Origin of the sequence: Corynebacterium sp. HMSC076C10 (assembly GCF_001812455.1) — a bacterium.
Taxonomy (GTDB): domain Bacteria; phylum Actinomycetota; class Actinomycetes; order Mycobacteriales; family Mycobacteriaceae; genus Corynebacterium; species Corynebacterium jeikeium_D.
On sequence record NZ_KV809108.1, the window covers coordinates 65,423 to 82,122 of the forward strand.

The 16,700-nt window shown below is 59.1% G+C and carries 15 protein-coding genes; 9 read left to right on the forward strand and 6 right to left on the reverse strand.

What is annotated here, in order from left to right; genetic code table 11:
- Positions 1 to 762 carry a hypothetical protein gene (locus HMPREF2857_RS04360; protein WP_016422123.1) on the reverse strand — a complete coding sequence of 254 codons (762 nt, stop codon included), beginning with the start codon at positions 760 to 762 and terminating at the stop codon, positions 1 to 3.
- A 65-nt stretch (positions 763 to 827) separates the two neighbouring features.
- Here HMPREF2857_RS04360 and HMPREF2857_RS04365 point away from each other — a divergent pair, with 65 nt between their 5' ends.
- From HMPREF2857_RS04365 to HMPREF2857_RS04375, 3 genes are all read left to right on the forward strand, one after another.
- Positions 828 to 1,133 carry an antibiotic biosynthesis monooxygenase family protein gene (locus HMPREF2857_RS04365; RefSeq protein ID WP_038629377.1) on the forward strand — a complete coding sequence of 102 codons (306 nt, stop codon included), beginning with the start codon at positions 828 to 830 and terminating at the stop codon, positions 1,131 to 1,133.
- A 165-nt stretch (positions 1,134 to 1,298) separates the two neighbouring features.
- Positions 1,299 to 2,027 (forward strand): hypothetical protein, encoded by a 729-nt coding sequence (locus HMPREF2857_RS04370; RefSeq protein ID WP_224433302.1) that lies wholly within the window; start codon positions 1,299 to 1,301, stop codon positions 2,025 to 2,027.
- Complete coding sequence (locus tag HMPREF2857_RS04375; RefSeq protein ID WP_048731534.1) at positions 2,027 to 3,691, forward strand: Y-family DNA polymerase; 1,665 nt, start codon at positions 2,027 to 2,029, stop codon at positions 3,689 to 3,691. The genes HMPREF2857_RS04370 and HMPREF2857_RS04375 overlap by 1 nt, the downstream gene beginning before the upstream one ends.
- A gap of 23 nt (positions 3,692 to 3,714) precedes the next feature.
- Here HMPREF2857_RS04375 and HMPREF2857_RS04380 read toward each other — a convergent pair whose 3' ends face one another.
- Positions 3,715 to 4,395 (reverse strand): AMIN-like domain-containing (lipo)protein, encoded by a 681-nt coding sequence (locus HMPREF2857_RS04380; RefSeq protein WP_070642893.1) that lies wholly within the window; start codon positions 4,393 to 4,395, stop codon positions 3,715 to 3,717.
- A 164-nt stretch (positions 4,396 to 4,559) separates the two neighbouring features.
- Here HMPREF2857_RS04380 and HMPREF2857_RS04385 point away from each other — a divergent pair, with 164 nt between their 5' ends.
- Positions 4,560 to 5,471, forward strand: a complete 912-nt coding sequence (locus HMPREF2857_RS04385) for a sucrase ferredoxin (protein ID WP_070642895.1) — start codon at positions 4,560 to 4,562, stop codon at positions 5,469 to 5,471.
- 24 nt (positions 5,472 to 5,495) lie between these two features.
- Here HMPREF2857_RS04385 and HMPREF2857_RS04390 read toward each other — a convergent pair whose 3' ends face one another.
- From HMPREF2857_RS04390 to HMPREF2857_RS04400, 3 genes are all read right to left on the reverse strand, one after another.
- Positions 5,496 to 6,128 (reverse strand): methionine ABC transporter permease, encoded by a 633-nt coding sequence (locus tag HMPREF2857_RS04390; RefSeq protein ID WP_224433327.1) that lies wholly within the window; start codon positions 6,126 to 6,128, stop codon positions 5,496 to 5,498.
- Between the two features lie 65 nt (positions 6,129 to 6,193).
- Positions 6,194 to 7,243: a methionine ABC transporter ATP-binding protein gene (locus HMPREF2857_RS04395; RefSeq protein ID WP_049190340.1), complete on the reverse strand. Its 1,050-nt coding sequence runs from the start codon at positions 7,241 to 7,243 to the stop codon at positions 6,194 to 6,196.
- A gap of 64 nt (positions 7,244 to 7,307) precedes the next feature.
- A complete protein-coding gene (locus HMPREF2857_RS04400; RefSeq protein WP_049190337.1) occupies positions 7,308 to 8,174 on the reverse strand; it encodes a MetQ/NlpA family ABC transporter substrate-binding protein in 867 nt (288 codons plus the stop codon).
- Between the two features lie 247 nt (positions 8,175 to 8,421).
- Between HMPREF2857_RS04400 and HMPREF2857_RS04405 the strand changes: the two genes are divergently transcribed.
- The 5 genes from HMPREF2857_RS04405 (at position 8,422) to HMPREF2857_RS04425 (ending at position 15,529) form a co-directional block, all read left to right on the forward strand.
- Positions 8,422 to 11,661, forward strand: coding sequence for an error-prone DNA polymerase (locus HMPREF2857_RS04405; protein ID WP_070642897.1), 3,240 nt, complete (start codon positions 8,422 to 8,424; stop codon positions 11,659 to 11,661).
- A gap of 18 nt (positions 11,662 to 11,679) precedes the next feature.
- Positions 11,680 to 13,644, forward strand: a complete 1,965-nt coding sequence (locus HMPREF2857_RS04410; protein ID WP_048731546.1) for an alpha/beta hydrolase family protein — start codon at positions 11,680 to 11,682, stop codon at positions 13,642 to 13,644.
- A gap of 31 nt (positions 13,645 to 13,675) precedes the next feature.
- Positions 13,676 to 14,215, forward strand: a complete 540-nt coding sequence (locus HMPREF2857_RS04415) for a tRNA (cytidine(34)-2'-O)-methyltransferase (RefSeq protein ID WP_049190330.1) — start codon at positions 13,676 to 13,678, stop codon at positions 14,213 to 14,215.
- Between the two features lie 67 nt (positions 14,216 to 14,282).
- Complete coding sequence (locus HMPREF2857_RS04420) at positions 14,283 to 15,140, forward strand: bifunctional methylenetetrahydrofolate dehydrogenase/methenyltetrahydrofolate cyclohydrolase (protein ID WP_005510041.1); 858 nt, start codon at positions 14,283 to 14,285, stop codon at positions 15,138 to 15,140.
- Positions 15,141 to 15,160: 20 nt separating this feature from the next.
- Entirely contained in the window at positions 15,161 to 15,529 is a 369-nt protein-coding gene (locus HMPREF2857_RS04425; RefSeq protein WP_005510063.1) for a DUF3017 domain-containing protein, read from the forward strand.
- A gap of 6 nt (positions 15,530 to 15,535) precedes the next feature.
- Here HMPREF2857_RS04425 and HMPREF2857_RS04430 read toward each other — a convergent pair whose 3' ends face one another.
- Positions 15,536 to 16,672, reverse strand: a complete 1,137-nt coding sequence (locus HMPREF2857_RS04430; protein WP_070642899.1) for a homoserine O-acetyltransferase MetX — start codon at positions 16,670 to 16,672, stop codon at positions 15,536 to 15,538.
- Positions 16,673 to 16,700 lie beyond the last annotated feature (28 nt).

Consider the following 16,700-nt stretch of genomic DNA (forward strand, 5'->3'; position numbering starts at 1 on the left):
CTAGTTGGCGAGGGCCGTGTCTGTGAGTTGTGCAAACTCGCGGGCACGGCCCTTTTCCGTCAGGGCCGAATTGTTCTTGGCGATGGTGATGCGCTTATCGGCGGCTAGGGTGTGGAGAGCTGCGCTCACGGTATCGTCGTCAAGCATGGCGAAATAGGGGAGCTGGTCGGTGAAGAAGACGTAGCCGTCGCGTAGACGTGCGATGAAGAGGACTGTGAGGATGCGGGCCTCTGGTGAGTCGGCGGGGTAGGGGCAGCGCTGGGCGAAATTGTCAGGAAGATGCGCGGCGAGAGGGAGGAATCCGAATTGCCGCGGCAGGATTGCGCAGGTAGCGGTGATGGCGGACAGAACTAGGGTCATTATGCAGGCGACCGGTGTAGAGGAAATTCGTTCGGCGACGGCGGCAATGATCCATGCTCCGGGGAAGATGAGCAGCACGCTTATACTGCTATTCCACGAGATGTCGTTTGGTGACTCACGCATCGGCTCTGCGAAGTAGGAGGGCCGAGTTTCTTTGGTGGGTGTTTTTGCCTGGCGCACGAAAAGTGTGGTGCCGATGAGTACCAGTAAAAGCGCTATCATGATCCACCAGCCAATGGAGCCGATGATGTGGGCTTTAAGCAATGCGAGCAGTGCGATCACTGCGGTGGTGACGCCAATTGCCGTCCCCAGGCGCACGGGACTATTGATAAATTTTGTCGTGCGTTCGGCCCCGTCTTGGTAAGAGCCTGAAGAGTGTTGGTGCCGGCTGGAATCTGTCATACTTCTTAATTTTAGTAGCGATGGAACTATAGATTGTTGAGAGTTGTGTGGCTAGTGTTATGACCATGAGCATTGTAAAAATTAACGCTATTACCGTTCCTGAGGGTGCGGGAGAAGAGCTCGAACGTCGCTTTTCCGCTAACTCTTCAAAGATGACCGATGTGCCGGGTTTCATTGGTTTCCAACTGCTGCGTCCGACTGCAGGAGAGAGCCGCTACTTCGTCTTTACCGAGTGGGAGAGTGAGGAGGCCTACCAGGGGTGGCGTGAGGGCCGTGCCTTCAAGGCTTCGCATGAGGGCGAAAAGCGCAAGCCGGTGTCGTCGTCGGCTGATTTGCTCGAATTCGATGTAGTTCTCGATGTGAAGGCCTAAGTAGTACGAAATGTAGTACTCGGCTGAGGTTAGAGCGTCGCGCGGTGGTGTGCGGCGCTTTTCTTCGCACATTAATATCGAACGTACGTGCTATTTAGGGTAATGTTTAATCCGCTTGTTGGGAAAGAATATTCGAGCAGTGTTCGTGGTGGGCGGGGGGGGGCAGTGGGATGGCAGTGGGATGAGGTGGAACAAGAAGTGACAACGGCGGTCAATATTGCTGCGGGGCAGTCTAAGGAACAGACTATTGCGGCATTGCGGCAGGCGATGGCAGCCCAGTCTGGTGGGACTGCAACTGGTGCAACCTTTGGGCTCGGTGAGGCTCTGCCGGTGCCGGAGGCGTTGGAAAATACGTTGGCGGGAGCAGTGCGAAAAGGGGCTGTCAGTGTCATTGAACAGCCCGGTGCGGTATTGGCAGGCCTAATCGCGGAAGTTACGAAGACAGGTCATGTTGCGCTAGTTGGACTCGCTGAACAGGGGTTGCTCTCCGTGGTGGAGTTGGGCGGGAAGCTATCGAACATTGTCTGTGTGCCAGATCCTGGAATGCAGCCGCTTGAAGTAATTGGGCTGTTGGCGGACGGCGTTGACTTGGTGGTGGCTTCGTTGGCGCGCACTCCGCCGCCGTCGCAGGCACGTCCGCTGCAGGCACGACTGCGCACGAGTGGTTGTGCTCTGGTTTTTGTCGGGCAGCAGTGGCCGGGCGCTGCTGCGGAAATTTCCAGCTCTGTCGCTGGTGTTTCCGGGCTTGGCACTGGTTATGGCCGGATTCGAGCAGTGGATTACCAAGTCAGTGTGTCGGGGACGCGGTTTCCGCGGAGGCAGTGCCGTTGGCGGGTGGGGGAACAGGTGGAACAGAACAATGTGGTCGCGTTTCCCGCGCAGAGGAGGTCCTAGTGGTAGCGGCGGAATCGAGCCGTGTGGTGGCGCTATGGCTTCCTGATTGGCCAGTGCAGGCAGCACATCTAGCATCTGTGACGTCGCAGGCTAATCCGCTCAGTCCAGTTGCGATTGTGGGTGATAGCGGAGTAGCTGCTTGTTCTCCGAGTGCGCGCCGTGCAGGGGTACGGCGCGGGCAAAGCCGTCGCCATGCGGAAGCGTTGTGCCCGGAGCTGGAGGTTGTCGAGGAAAGTGCGGTGCGCGACGCTGCAGAATTCGAGTCCGTGCTGCAACGGTTGGAGGCGGTGGCAGCTGGGGTCGAAGCTCTACGGCCAGGCTTGGCGGTTGTGGCAGCGCGAGGGGTAATGCGTTATTACGGCGGACAGGATGTGGCCTTGGAAAAGCTGCTTGATGCCGCTGCGGTACCGGGCGTGGACTGCAGCTTGGGGCTCGCGGACGATATTGTGACAGCTATTTTGGCAGCGCGCAGGGGAGTGCTGGTAGCTCCCGGGGAAGATGAAGGCAAAAGATTTCGGCAGGGAATCTCTCTGGTGGAGCTGAGGGCGGAAAGTGCACTGGAGATGCCCGCAGAGCTTGCGAAGTCGTGGCAGGAACTCGGCCTGCGCACATTGGGGGATGTCGCTGCGTTACCGAAGCGGGATATAGCCAACAGGTTTGGGGCGCAGGGGGCTAGATGGCACGATTTGGCCTGCCGTGGGGAAGTGCGGTTGGTGGCGCCGCGATCTTTGCCGCCAGGACTGGCGGTGAGCTACCAGTCTTGGGAGAGTCCACTCCGAAGAGTGGATGAGGCCTCATTCGTCGCGCGCTTTCTAGCTGGGCAACTGCATGAAAAACTTTTTAACCATGGGTATTCGTGTTACCGCTTAGCGGTGGTGGCGCAATTTAGTGACGGCTCAGAGGTGCGCAGAGTATGGCGCTGCACTGAGCCACTGGCAGAACAGACTACGGCTGACAGGGTTCGGTGGCAGCTCGATGGCTGGCTGAATAACAGGAATCGGCAGCAGCCACGAGGAGGCAGCGGCACTGTTGCTGGAACTGTTGACGGCGCTGAGGAAAATGATGGAGATGACAGCCGCGGAATTGTAGAGCTGCAGTTAGAGCCACTGGATGTGGTCGCCGCCGGTACTGTAAAACAGGATCTGTGGCACGGCAGCGATGATGCGCGAGCCAAAGCGCGCCGGGCTGCCGAGCGTGTGCAGGGGTTACTGGGGTCAGAGGCAGTACAGCAACCAATCATGCAGGGCGGGCGTGGCCCAGGAGAAAGAGTGGGATTTGTCGCTTTCGGAGAAAAACCCAAAAGCACAAAAACCGCGGAAAATAATCAGCCGTGGCCGGGAGCCGTTCTTGCCCCCAATCCGGCAACTATTCCCGCGACTGCTAATGCTGAGGTGGAAGTGCTCGATGCCAATGGGCAGACCGTGGGCGTAACTGGGCGAGCGACCATGACGGCGGAACCATCTCTGGTGCGGCATGGAGTGACAACGTACCGCGTGTCATCGTGGGCTGGGCCCTGGCCGATTGATGAGCGCTGGTGGGTGCCCGATGAGGCTCGTCGAGCGGCAAGAATACAAATCCGTGCGATGGCGAATGACGGTACCATCGCCGCCTGGTTGCTCATAGGGCATGCCGGCGCATGGAGAATCGAGGGGGCTTACGCGTAGAGGCGTAGCGCGGGGCAACCCGATTACTTCGATTGGAAGTCAATAACCAGGCGGTTCGGGTTGTTCAACGAGAAAACCTTGAACGGGGTCTTATCGCCCTTGAGCCCGACGACATACTGAGTCTGTCCCTCGAAGGTGCCGGCGCCAACGACTTCCTTAATAACGGACGTCGATGTCGGCTTGACCGGGTCAGAGGGGAAGTCCTCCATCTGGAAATCAAAGGGGTAACCCATGCCCCGCAAGTCGATTACCAGCTTGGCTGTGCCGTCGACCGAAATCGGTTTGCCGGAGCCCTGTTGGGTCGGCACATCCTCGTAACGGACGAAATATCCCGGAGTGCCCTCGCCCGTGAGTTCAAAGACAATGCGGTCGTAACCGTCGTGGGAACCGACACGGACATCTTCAATACCCAAGTAAGCGCCATCGGAAGGGGCAGCTTCTGAGGAGGAACTATTGAAATCGCCCTCCGGAGCAGCATCGTCATCCATGGTGGTTTGCGCCGCCGCAGATGAGCTAGTGGAGCTGCTAGAGCTGCTTGACAAATCGGAGGTGCCAGCGGTTGAGTCAGTCTTCATAGACACTGCAGCAGCCGAGTCTGGGGATGAGTCAGAGGAGCAAGCGCCGAGAGCCAGGCCCAATGCGAGGCACAGGGATGCCGCGATACGGGTACGGGTGCGCGAAACATCCAGCGATTTCGTATTCATACGTCTGACGGTATGTGCGCAGTTACGGAATTTCAACAAGCTGAACTACAAAAGTCGAGGTCAGAAGTATTTGTTGTCAAAGTGTTGCACAATAGTAACAAAACAGGGGTGAACGCTGCGACCTAAGACCCAATCGCAGGGGGCACTCAATTACGCTTAGGCGTATGAGCCAGGCCAAATTTGATACCACCTGTTCCGCTCAGATGACTGAGCCGCTTCCCGGTACTGCGAAGACCGGAAAGCTCTTTATTGCGTTGGAGCACCAACTCGGTTGGTCGCACGATATTTTTGACGGCGGGGTATGGGGAGCAGAGATCACCGGTCAGGTAGAGGCCTGGTTGTCTGAACGCGGCGGCGCGTTGCAGCTGATTCGAAAGCCAGGCCGAATCGGCCAGCAGCCGTGTGATGGCGTTAACGTCTATATCGCGCATTGTGAATCAGTGGATGGCTCTGAGGTTTTTCTCGAACATCGCATGGTTGCCGATGTTGAAGACCTGATGACTCTGGATATCCGCCCTGGCCAGCCCACCGAGGGAGCCACTCGTCTGGACCATCCACTGTTTCTCATCTGTACGCACGGTAAGCGCGATCGTTGCTGTGCAGTTAAAGGTCGCCCGCTCGCTGCTGCGATGCACAACCTCTACCCAGAGGTCGTGTGGGAAACCTCGCACTCTAAGGGGCACCGCTTTGCGCCGGCGAGTGTGCTGTTGCCATGGAATTACAGCTTTGGACGTCTGAGTGCGGTGGATGCCAAGGGGGTCATCGAAGACGCGCAGCAAGGCATCGTGCATGCAGAGGGCTGCCGCGGCCGTGGTATCTACACCCCGCAGGGGCAGGCGGCCGAGTTGGCTGTGCGTCGTCAAGCCGATACGTGGGGCGTAGACGATGTCGCACGCGTTGACGTCGACGGCACGACTGCAGTCGTCGCGCTTTACGACGGCCCCAGCGACCGCGACAAGGTCGTGGAATATGAAGTGGCCCTGGAGAAAATCACCACGGAAGGCGTTGTGTCTTCCTGCGGTGATGCTCCAGGGCCAAAGAAGGGCTGGGCTGCGGTCGAGGTAACCCGCCGCTAGCTAATGGCTAGTTAATGTGTGCGGCTACCTGCGCATGATCTTCTTGGAGAGCCAGTTGCCGAAGATCTGCGCCAACTGGACGATGAAGATGATGACCAGGGTTGTCACCAGGGTGACGTTCCAGTCGAATGCCTGGTAGCCGTAGGTGATTGCGAAGTTGCCCAGTCCGCCACCGCCGATGTAGCCGGCCATAGCTGACATGTCGACCACGGCGATGAATGCGAAGGTGTAGCCCAGTACCAGCGGGCCCAGTGCCTCCGGCACGACGACCGTCCGGATGATGCGCCACGGACTTGCGCCCATCGCACGGGCGGCCTCAATCACGCCGGGGTCGATGGACATCAAGTTCTGCTCCACCAGGCGCGCGATGGCGAAGGTGGCGGCAATCGACATGACGAACACTGCGGCTTCGGTGCCGATCGTGGTGCCGACCACGTTCTTTGTCAGTGGGCCGATGGCCGTAACCAGGATGATGAACGGGATTGGTCGGACAAAGTTAATCAGGACATTGAGGACCTGGTAGACAAACTTGTTGCGCAGCACGCCACCATCGCGGGTGGTGTAGAGCAGCACGCCGATTGCCAGACCTGCGACACCGCCAATCAGCATGGCGACACAGACCATGTAGAGCGTCTGGCCGAATGCCTCGCCCAGCATCGGGCCGAGGCTATCCCAGTTGGTGTCCTTGCCACTCACCGATGGCAGAGAGTTTAAGAGACCGATCATGATGCAAGCTCCTCTACCTGTGTCAGTTCGGAAATAGCAGCAATGGCGGCATCGAAATCAGAGGAATCCGAGGCGGAATTACCTGTCAGCGGAGTCAACCGCAAAGTAAGGCGGCCGTAGGACTTCGCCTGCACATTGGCGACTGCGCCGTGTGCCACCGAGGCGGCGACACCGTGGGCACTAGTGGCCTGTGCCAGGGCACCGAGGTCAACACCGTCATTGATAGTGATGGTGACCAGGCGAGCTGCTGCGCTCTCGGCAGACTGATTCACCGAATCGCGTTCACGGCCAATTGGAACATCGCGCAGTGCGGTGGTGGCGAAGCGGCGGCCAACCTCAGTCTTGGGGTTGGCAAAAACCTCGTGGACCGTACCGGTTTCGACGATGTGACCATTTTCCATGATGGCCATGCGGTCAGCGATACCGCGTACAACCGACATATCATGGGTAATCAGCACGATAGTGACACCCATTTCGCGATTGATGCGACGCAGCAGATCCAGGACGCCGGAAGTAGTTTCCGGGTCGAGTGCCGAGGTGGCTTCGTCGGCAAGCAAGAGCGTCGGTTCGGTGGCGAGCGCACGGGCGATGCCGACACGCTGCTTCTGCCCACCCGAGAGCTGCTCGGGGAAGGACTCCGCCTTGTCGCCGAGACCGACGAACTCCAGCAGCTCCTGGGCGCGAGCGCGGCGCTTAGCCTTCGGCATACCGGCCAGTTCCAGCGGATATTCAACGTTGCGAATCGCGTTGCGCGAATGGAAGAGGTTGAAGTGCTGGAAAATCATGCCGATATTGCGGCGCAGACCCCGTAGCTGGCGCTCGGAGATGCCGACGATGTCGGTGTCATCCAGCAAAACCTGCCCGGAGGTTGGCTTTTCCAGGCCGTTAATCATACGGATGAGCGTTGATTTACCAGCGCCGGAATAACCGATGACGCCGAGGATTTCGCCGGGTTCAACGGTTAGGTTGATGTCGGCGAGCGCGGTGACGTCGCCGAATTGCTTGTTCAGCTCGCGGAATTCGAGCTTCGTTCCCTTGTTGGTCACGAGTGAATCAGTGCCCCTTGGTCTGTGTTCCCTGGTGTTGGGCGGTGCTTAGGTGGCAGTGGCGTTAGTTCTGCTCGCGCTGCTGCTCTTCGACGCGATTCAGAATGTCCTGCAGCTCCTCAGCCGAACGGTCAACCGGAACCGAGGTGCCCTTGGAGTCCTCTGCGACTGCGTCCTGGACCTCCTTGGAGTGCCAGATCTTGGAGAGCTCCGCGTACTTCGGGTTGTCAGCATTTTCAGCTTTGGTGACAAAGACGTTGATGTACGGCTCTGCCTCCGTGGAGTTCGGGTCATCCTGGAAGATAGCGGTGTTCGGGTCGATGCCGGCGCGGTCCAGGAAGGAGTTATTGATAATGGCGGGCTTACCCTCGCCGTAGGCGGCCGGAGTCTGAGCGGCATCCACCGGCAGAACCGTGATCTTGGAAGCTTCCTTATCGATGTCAGCAGGGGACGGGGTCAGCAGGTCATCCTGCTTCAGCTTCAGCAGGCCAGCCTGAACCAGCACGTTAATAGCGCGGCCCTGGTTGGACGGGTCGTTCGGGATGACGACCTCGGTGCCCTTCTTCAGCTCATCAACCGACTTGTGGTCCTTCCAGAACAGAGCCAGCGGGACAATTTCGCTCGAGCCAATCGGAGTCAGGTCCGACTTAGCGCCGACGTTGTACTCAGCCAAGAACTTGATGTGCTGGAAGAGATTGACGTCGAGCTGGCCCTCATCGAGTGCGCGGTTCGGGGTCTGGTAGTCGGAGAAGGGCTGAACATCCAGATCGATGCCCTGTTCGGAAGCCTTCTGCTCGAAAACGGTCCAGGCCTTCTTGCCGGCATCCGTGGTGCCGATGCGAATGGCATCATCCGAGCTGCCACAGGCGGTAAGGCCGGTTGCGGCGAACGCGACAGTAAGTACACCGGCGGAAAAACGCTTGAGGTTCATCGAGGGGTCTCCTTATTTAATGGGATTTGTTAGCTGAAGTTTTAAGGCAGAACTAGACCAAGCTGTCTTTAATTCTGGGGTTAAGGCTAGCACTTGCCCAGGTAGTGCTGAAAATTCAACTTCAGCCTAAACAGTCGAGCGTGGCTGAGGTGTGACTTACGGATGCGTCCCGGGGGTGGTGCTTAATACACATACTAATCGAAAATACGTTTGAATACAGTCCGGAGGGTGGGTTAATGTTCGTGGCATGGAAAACATCTCGGGCGGACAGTCGGAGCAGTCCGGTCGGCCACTGAGCTGGTCGCGGATTGAGCGTATTCTATCGGGTAAATTTTCAGGAAAACTACAGCCTAATGGCAGCTTCAACGGCTGGAGGGGGCAGCTGTCAGATTCCATCGTTGGGGCTTTTGAAGCTCCGGAAAGCGGTGTTAGTGGCGGAGGTGGCGTGTCATTTTCGCCTGCGGATATTAAGGCGGAATTGCACTGTCGTTCGAGTTATTCATTCCTGCATGGCGCATCGGATCCGGAAGAATTGGTGTCCGAGGCTGCGCGTTTGGGGTTAAACGTGTTGGGGCTCGCAGATCGCGATGGTTTCTATGGAATCGCTCGTTTTGCCGAGGCTGCAGCGGAGGCTGGTATCGCCACAATCATCGGCGCGGAGCTGGGGCTTCCGCAGCGGCCCCTCACAGTGCTGGGGCGGGGGCCCGAGGGCTATCGGCGCCTGAGCCACACGCTGTGTGATGCGCATATGTCGGCAGGGGAGAAGTCCGTCGTCCGCTATCCCTCGCTGCCAGAGTTAGGGGAGGCCGCAGGCGGTTTCTGGCAGGTGCTTGCCGACGTCAGCTGGGTCGGCGACTTGGAAGAGCTCATTGCGGCCTTCGGTGCGGAGAACGTGGCGCTCGAGCACCGCCTGAGCCCCACAGCACAGGCGGCCGATGATGCGGAGGCGATTTCGGCCGCAGCTGTGAAGTATGGCCTGCGGGAGGTGGTTTCCTCTGCTGCGACGGCGGCCTCGCCTGCGGCAAGCCGGTTGGCCGGGGCGAAGCAGTCCCTTGCTGTGCGGGAGGACCTAGACGGGTTCGAGTCACGGCTGGAGCCCGCAGGCGGAGCTTGGTTGCGTTCGTGGGAGGAGCTATCGGCGGCAACACGGTATCTGGGGGCGCAGGTACTGCAGGCAACACAGGACATTGCAGGTGAGTCTGCTTTTACGCTTGATCTCATTGCGCCTGAGTTGCCTCGCTGGGAGGTTCCTGCTGGTCACGATGAGGACTCATGGTTGCGGGAAATTGCTCGTGCGGGGGCGCGGCGGCGGTATGGTCCGGCCGATGGAGCTCGGGACGGCTCCGTGCAAGCGCGGGCGTGGGCGCAGTTAGAGAATGAGCTGACTGTGATTCGAGAGCTGGGTTTTCCAGGCTACTTCCTCATCGTGCACGACATCTGTGAGTTCTGTCGCCGGGCGGGAATTCTGGCACAGGGGCGCGGTTCGGCGGCTAACTCGGTGGTGTGTTTTGCGCTGGGGATCACCAATGTTGACCCCATTAGTGCCGGGCTGTTGTTCGAGAGGTTTTTGTCGCCAGAACGGGATGGGCCGCCGGATATCGATGTAGACATCGAGTCTGGTCGTAGGGAAGAGGTCATCCAATACGTCTATGAAAAGTATGGTCGTGACAATGCCGCGCAGGTGGCCAATGTCATTACCTACCGGCGGCGCGGTGCATTGCGCGATGCGGCGCGGGTGTTGGGGTACTCGCCGGGCGTTATCGATGCGTGGGTCAGAGACCGGGAAGCGTGCCCGCCGGAGCCGGTGCAGCAACTGGCGGAGCAGCTTCGTGGGCAGCCTCGTCATTTAGGCATTCACTCTGGCGGAATGGTGATTTGTGATCGGCCGATTGCGGATGTCGTGCCAGTGGAATGGGCACGCATGGAAGGTCGTTCGGTAGTGCAGTGGGATAAGGATGACTGTGCGGCAGCGGGACTGGTGAAATTCGACCTGCTTGGCCTCGGAATGCTGGAGGCCATCCACCATTGCATTGACTTGGTCTATGAACAGCATGGGCGCCGAGTGAACCTGTGGGAAATAGATGTCGCTGAACCGGAGGTTTACGAGATGTTGGCACGCGCGGACGCGGTGGGCGTGTTTCAGGTGGAATCGCGCGCGCAGCTGGCCACCTTGCCCCGACTGAAGCCGAGGGAGTTCTTTGATCTGGTGGTGGAGGTGGCACTCATTCGCCCAGGCCCCATTCAAGGCGGTAGCGTGCACCCCTACATTCGCCGCCGAAATGGACTCGAACCAGTGACCTATGAGCATCCAGTGCTGGAGAAGTCCCTCGGGAAGACACTGGGCATCCCGCTATTTCAAGAGCAGCTGATGCAAATGGCCGTCGATGCGGCGGGTTTCAGTGGGGCGGAAGCGGACTCGCTGCGTCGCGCTATGGGGTCGAAGCGCTCAGTGGCCAAAATGGAAGCGCTTCATGCCCGTTTTCTGGCTGGGCTGGAGCGCACCAGTGGCATTGATGCGGATATTGGGGAACAACTGTGGAACAAGATAGTGGCCTTTGCCGCCTACGGTTTCCCGGAATCACACGCGCAGTCGTTTGCCTCCTTGGTGTATTTCTCGGCTTGGTTTAAGTACCACTATCCGGCGGAGTTCTGTGTCGCATTGCTCCGTGCCCAGCCCATGGGGTTTTACTCTCCGCAGTCGTTGATTGCCGATGCTCGCCGGCACGGTATCGGCTGCGATGGTCCGGATATCTCGGTTTCAGGCGTGGAAGCCAGCGTCATCGATGGGCGTATTCGGTTGGGGCTCGGCGCCATTGCCGGTGTGGGCAATGACGTGGCGGAACGTATCGTCGCAGCGCGGCCATTTGTCAACGCAGCAGATGTCGCCCGCAGAGCTCGGCTGGGTGTTGGGCACATGGAAGCACTGGCGCGCGCAGGAGCACTTGGGTCGCTGGGGATTGACCGTCGTCAAGCACTGTGGGCGGCGGGCGTGGCGGCGACGGAAAGTGAGGGCATGCTGCCGGGGCTCACGCTTGCCGACGCACCTGCGTTGCCCGGCATGACGGAGTTTGAGCTGGCAGCTGCCGATTTGACGGCAACGGGAGTGACCCCGGGGCAGTACCCGGTGGCCGCGTTGCGGGCAGACCTGCAGGAACGTGGAGTGGTGCCTGCGGCGGAACTGAAAACAGTGCCCGATGGAACACGAGTAGAAGTGGCGGGAGTCGTGACGCATAGGCAACGTCCGGGGACCGCTGGCGGAGTGACATTTTTGGGAATGGAGGACGAAACTGGGCTGGTGAATGTGCTGTGTACGCCGGGGCTGTGGAATCGATTTCGGCCGGTAGCGGTGAATTCGCGGGCGATGGTGGTGCGCGGTATCGCGCAGACAGCCTCTGGTGCGGTGACAATCGTGGCCGATCGTCTGGTGGATATGTCCGAGGCTCTGGGGCAGCCAGTGGTGGCAGGTCGAAGTAGAGATTTTCGCTGACTACTAGAATGGATTGTCATGCGCCAGACCTATGAATCCTCGTTAGCACCGGATGGGAGTGCAATCGCCTTTATTGTCCGCGATAGCGGCTACCCGCGTGCGGTACAGCAGGAGATTACTCCGGAGGGGCTAGGGGCGGAGCGCCCCGTGAAACTGCCGGTGGAAGGCCCGGTTACCAGGGTGCTGCACTCCCCGGATGGAAAGTGGATCGCCTGCGAGGTCTCTCCGTACGGTACGGAGCGACTGCAGACCTGGCTGGTATCCACCGATCCGGAGGTCGACGGTGCCCGCCCCCTGCGTATGGATGCGGATATGCGCGCCACACTGGTGGAATGGGATAACGATCTCCTAGCGATGAACGCGGTCGATGCCCAGGGCATTAACTATGCGCGTTTGGTCAACCCGACGAACTCAAAGTATGAGGTCATTGATAAACGCACTGACAGCCAGCTGGTAGCGGCTGAAGGCGGGTTTGGCCTCGTGCGGGTGGGGCCGCGAGGCCACCGTGAGCTACTGCTGGTCGGGCCGGGGCAGCAGTGGCAGCCGCTGTTGCCGTCCGATCCCGGCTCCACCACAGATGCCGGTGTCTTATTGGCGCATCCGGGGCAGGAGAAGCTGACCGCATTCGTACTCTCAGATCATGGCGCGGAACAGCGTCGCATCCTGCGCCTGGGTATTACTCCCGATAGCGGTATCAGCACTACTGAGCCGCGCACAGCGGAATCGACCGCAGCGGAGATTTTGGATATGAAGATCGGCATCGAAGTTGATGTCGAGGAGTTCATTGGCAATCCGGATCAAGACGTCGAAGAATTTGTCATCAGTGAGGATTCCTCCACTGCGGCTGTGCTGTGGAACAGCGGTGGGGTCAGCACGCTTGAGGTGCTTACCCTTGGCCTTCACCCGCAGACTGACGACATGCGGGTGATGGTGCGCCGCAATGTGGAATTGCCGGGCATGGTTGCGCGTGAGCTGTCAATCTCCGGTGACGGTGAGCTGATCTCCCTGACAGTAGAAGGGCCAGGCCTTGCGCCAACGGTGGAGATTCTGCGCAATATCGGTGGTGTCATTGAGCCATTGGACATGGATCGCACCGAACGGATTTTGGCTCTGGAAGAGAAGAATCTGGAGACTATGCCGGCCCCAGAGCTGGTCTACTTTGTCTCCCGCGATGGGTTGGAACTGTCTGGTTGGCTCTACCTTCCGGAGTCGGTGCGCAATAGTTCTAATGACGTTTCCGGAAACGCACTACCGCCGGCTTTTATCCACATCCACGGCGGACCAGAGCTGCAGGCGAAACCCATCCACCACGATGTTCTAGCCAGCATTGTGGAGGCGGGCTTCGTGGTGTTCACTCCTAACGTGCGCGGTTCCTCGGGGTCCGGTAGGTCATTCGAGCACGCAGGTGACCGCTATGGACGCTTTGCCGCTATTGCGGATATCGCAGCGGCGCGTGCCTTCCTCGTTGATGCCGGGTTGGCGGACCCAGAACGCATTGCTCTGGGCGGGCGATCCTACGGTGGCTTCATGTCGCTGTTGGCCTCGGCATGGTATCCGGATCAGTTTGCGGCCATCGTCGATGCCTGCGGAATGACAAGTTTTGAAACCTACTACCAATCCACCGAGCCCTGGTTGGCGCAGGCCGCGTTCCCCCGATACGGCTACCCGTACCAGGATGCTGAGCTTCTGCGCGATATCTCGCCGCTGCACCGTGCGGAGGAAATGAAGGTTCCAACTCTCTTTATCCACGGCGAGTGGGATACCAACGTGCCTCCGCGAGAGTCCGGTCAGATGCGCAACGCCATGGACGCATACGGCGTGCCCACCGATTTTCTAGTGGTCGAGGGAGAGGGCCATAAGTTCTCGAAGCCGAGGAGCCGAGCGCTAATCGGTGAGACCATCATCGCGTTTTTCACCGAGCACGGTGTGTGCGATGCGGCGCCTGCCACGACAGCGGCAGCAGAAACCAACAACGAGCAGTAAAAGAAGCAGCGGAAAAGAACTGACGGAAGAAATGAATAGCGCCACGACCGAGCCAACGAACGCCGAGCCAACCAACTCCACAGACTGGATTACGAGCCACACCTGCCACGTGCTTTTTGACCGGCCTGTCATCCCGCCGAACACCGGAAACGCTATCCGCATGTGTGCGGGCTCTGGAGCTATGCTGCATCTGGCCAAGCCATTGGGGTTCAACTTCGATGACAAGAATCTGCGTCGCGCCGGGCTGGATTACCATGACCTGGCTGATGTGCGTATTCACGATTCCATCGATCAAGCGTTGGAGACCTTTGCCAGCCAAGGGTGCCGCATCTTTGCTTTCACCGCTCACGCTGACACTTGGCACACCGATATTGAGTACACGAATACCGATGTACTGCTCTTTGGCCCGGAGCCAACCGGGTTGGAACAGTCAGTGCTCGATGATCCGCGAATTACACAATTAATCCGAATTCCGATGCTGCCAGCTCGTCGCAGCATGAATCTTTCCAACGCCGCAGCAGTGGCTGCTTATGAAGTCTGGCGTCAGCAGGGCTTTATGGGCGGTAAATAGGGTCAAGGCGAGGGCTGTTACGGGGCATTTCTGGGCATTATTCGCTCCTGTGCCTAAGATAAATGCCATGGCAGCGACAAAGCTTGATGGCAAACTCTACCGAGACGAAATCTTTGAAGACCTGGAAAAGCGCGTTGAGCGTTTGAAGGAAGCCGGCTACACCCCGGGGCTGGCCACCGTGTTGGTTGGTGATGATCCGGGCAGCCACTCTTACGTCAAGATGAAGCATCGCGACTGTGAGCAGATTGGTATCGCCTCTATCCGCCGTGACCTTCCGGCTGACACCACGCAGGAAGAACTTGAGGCAGTAATCACCGAGCTGAATGAAAGCCCGGAGTGCACAGGCTACATTGTTCAGTTGCCACTGCCGAAGCACCTGGATGAAAACCGTATTCTGGGGCTCATCGATCCGGAGAAAGACGCCGATGGCCTCCACCCGGTAAACCTGGGCAAGCTGGTCCTCAACGAGCCAGCACCACTGCCGTGTACCCCAAACGGCTGTATCCACCTGCTGCGACGCTTCGGCGTCGAGCTCAACGGTGCCAAGGTTGTTGTTATCGGCCGCGGTGTCACCGTTGGTCGCCCAATCGGCTTGATGCTCACTCGCCGCAGCGAGAACTCCACCGTGACGCTATGTCACACCGGCACCAAGGACTTGGCCGCTGAAACCCGTCAGGCTGATGTCATTATCGCCGCTGCTGGTGTCGCTCATATGCTTACTGCAGACATGGTCAAGCCTGGAGCTGCTGTACTCGACGTGGGAGTTTCGCGTGTCGACGGCAAGCTGGCCGGTGACGTTGCTGATGACGTCTGGGACATTGCCGGTTACGTATCCCCGAACCCAGGTGGTGTCGGCCCACTGACTCGCGCTTTCCTCGTACGCAATGTCGTCGAGCGCGCTGAAAAGCTCGCTGGCCTGGCCTAGTCAGCCAGGAGGAACAACTCGTGTCGAAAAGGGAAATTGCGCAGCGTGCCCGGCGGGAAGATCTGCCGGATCCAATGCTGAACCCGCACAGCCCAAAGACCCCGCCGCCGGGGGCATCGTGGCCAATGTGGGTGCAGTATACGATTTACGGCGCGCTCTTTTTCGGCATGTCCGCCTTCGTTGTGTTCCTGGGGCTGGAGCGGTGGCGACGCGCCACATTCATGCTGGGAAGCACAATGATGCTGCTCGGCGTGGCTAGGCAGTACCTGCCGGACAGCATTTTAGGTGTGTTCTCCGTACGATCCCGGGCCTTTGACCTATGGTTTTGCTCCATAATCGGGATGGGAATCGTATTCCTCGCAGTCAGCGTGGATGCGCTGGGAAGCTAGCTGACATTAACTGACATCGCGAGCGAGGAAACTACGCACAATCGAATCCACTCGCTCGAACTCCGTCAAGAATCCGTCGTGACCCACGGCGGATTCAATCTTTTCCAGCCCCAAACAGTTGCCCAGATTGCGGGCGAGGTGCTCCTGCTGGTGGAAGGGGTAGAGAATGTCCGTGTCCACACCGGCAACCATGGTCGGCACGGTTGACGAGTGCAGCGCTTCATTGAGGCCACCGCGATCACGGCCAATATTGTGCCGATTCAAGGTATCGGTGAGCACAACATACGAGCCTGCATCGAAACGCTGGGCAAGCTTCTCCGCTTGGTGATCCAAGTAGCTTTCTACCTGGAAGCGATCTTCCGTGCGCATCGCGCCCAGCGGATCCTCATCGGGCTGCGCTGCCGCGCCAAAGCGATCATCCATCTCCAGCTCGCCACGGTACGTCAAATGCGCGACCCTGCGTGCAAACCCCAAACCTCGGGCCGGAGTCACACCGCGGTCGTAGTAGTCGCCGCCATGCCAATCGGGATCGGACTCAATGAATTGAATCTGCGCAGACTGAATACCAATCTGCCAAGCAGACGCACGTGCGCCGACACACATCACCAATGCCTTGCCGACGAAATCAGGGTGCATCAGTGACCACTCAAGCGCGCGGGCCCCACCCAACGAGCCGCCAATGACAGCTTGGAGGCGGGAAATTCCCAGTTCTTGCAGCGCCAGGTGCTCCACCGTCACCGTGTCGCGCACGGAGATTGCGGGAAAGCGAGAGCCCCAGGGTTTGCCGTCGTCCGGATGTGGGCTGGAGGGGCCGGTTGTACCGCGACAGCCACCGATGACGTTGGTGCAGATAATGCAGTACTCATCGGTATCCAGTGCGCGGGCAGAGCCAATCATCCCGTTCCACCAACCCGCAGTCGGGTGGTACTCATCCGAGGGGCCGGAAGCGTGTGCGTCGCCGGTTAGAGCGTGCTCGAGAAGGATGACATTCGAGCAGTCGTCGTTAAGCCGACCCCAGCGTTCGAACTCGACAGTGACGTCGGGGATGACCGCGCCAGCCTCGGTTGTGACATCGCCGATAAAGACACGCCCCGGCTCGCCCTCGGGTGGGAGGGCGGCCGGGGTAGATGGGGAAAAGCTCATGCCTTATAGACTACTTAGTCCGTTCTGT

Bases quoted from the DNA above. Each gene is read 5' to 3' on its own strand.
- HMPREF2857_RS04415 (WP_049190330.1), top strand. From the start codon at position 13,676: ATGAATAGCGCCACGACCGAGCCAACGAACGCCGAGCCAACCAACTCC.
- HMPREF2857_RS04390 (WP_224433327.1), bottom strand. From the start codon at position 6,128: ATGCTGGGCGAGGCATTCGGCCAGACGCTCTACATGGTCTGTGTCGCC.
- HMPREF2857_RS04365 (WP_038629377.1), top strand. From the start codon at position 828: ATGAGCATTGTAAAAATTAACGCTATTACCGTTCCTGAGGGTGCGGGA.
- HMPREF2857_RS04430 (WP_070642899.1), bottom strand. From the start codon at position 16,672: ATGAGCTTTTCCCCATCTACCCCGGCCGCCCTCCCACCCGAGGGCGAG.
- HMPREF2857_RS04380 (WP_070642893.1), bottom strand. From the start codon at position 4,395: ATGAATACGAAATCGCTGGATGTTTCGCGCACCCGTACCCGTATCGCG.
- HMPREF2857_RS04385 (WP_070642895.1), top strand. From the start codon at position 4,560: ATGAGCCAGGCCAAATTTGATACCACCTGTTCCGCTCAGATGACTGAG.
- HMPREF2857_RS04420 (WP_005510041.1), top strand. From the start codon at position 14,283: ATGGCAGCGACAAAGCTTGATGGCAAACTCTACCGAGACGAAATCTTT.
- HMPREF2857_RS04400 (WP_049190337.1), bottom strand. From the start codon at position 8,174: ATGAACCTCAAGCGTTTTTCCGCCGGTGTACTTACTGTCGCGTTCGCC.
- HMPREF2857_RS04405 (WP_070642897.1), top strand. From the start codon at position 8,422: ATGGAAAACATCTCGGGCGGACAGTCGGAGCAGTCCGGTCGGCCACTG.
- HMPREF2857_RS04360 (WP_016422123.1), bottom strand. From the start codon at position 762: ATGACAGATTCCAGCCGGCACCAACACTCTTCAGGCTCTTACCAAGAC.
- HMPREF2857_RS04410 (WP_048731546.1), top strand. From the start codon at position 11,680: ATGCGCCAGACCTATGAATCCTCGTTAGCACCGGATGGGAGTGCAATC.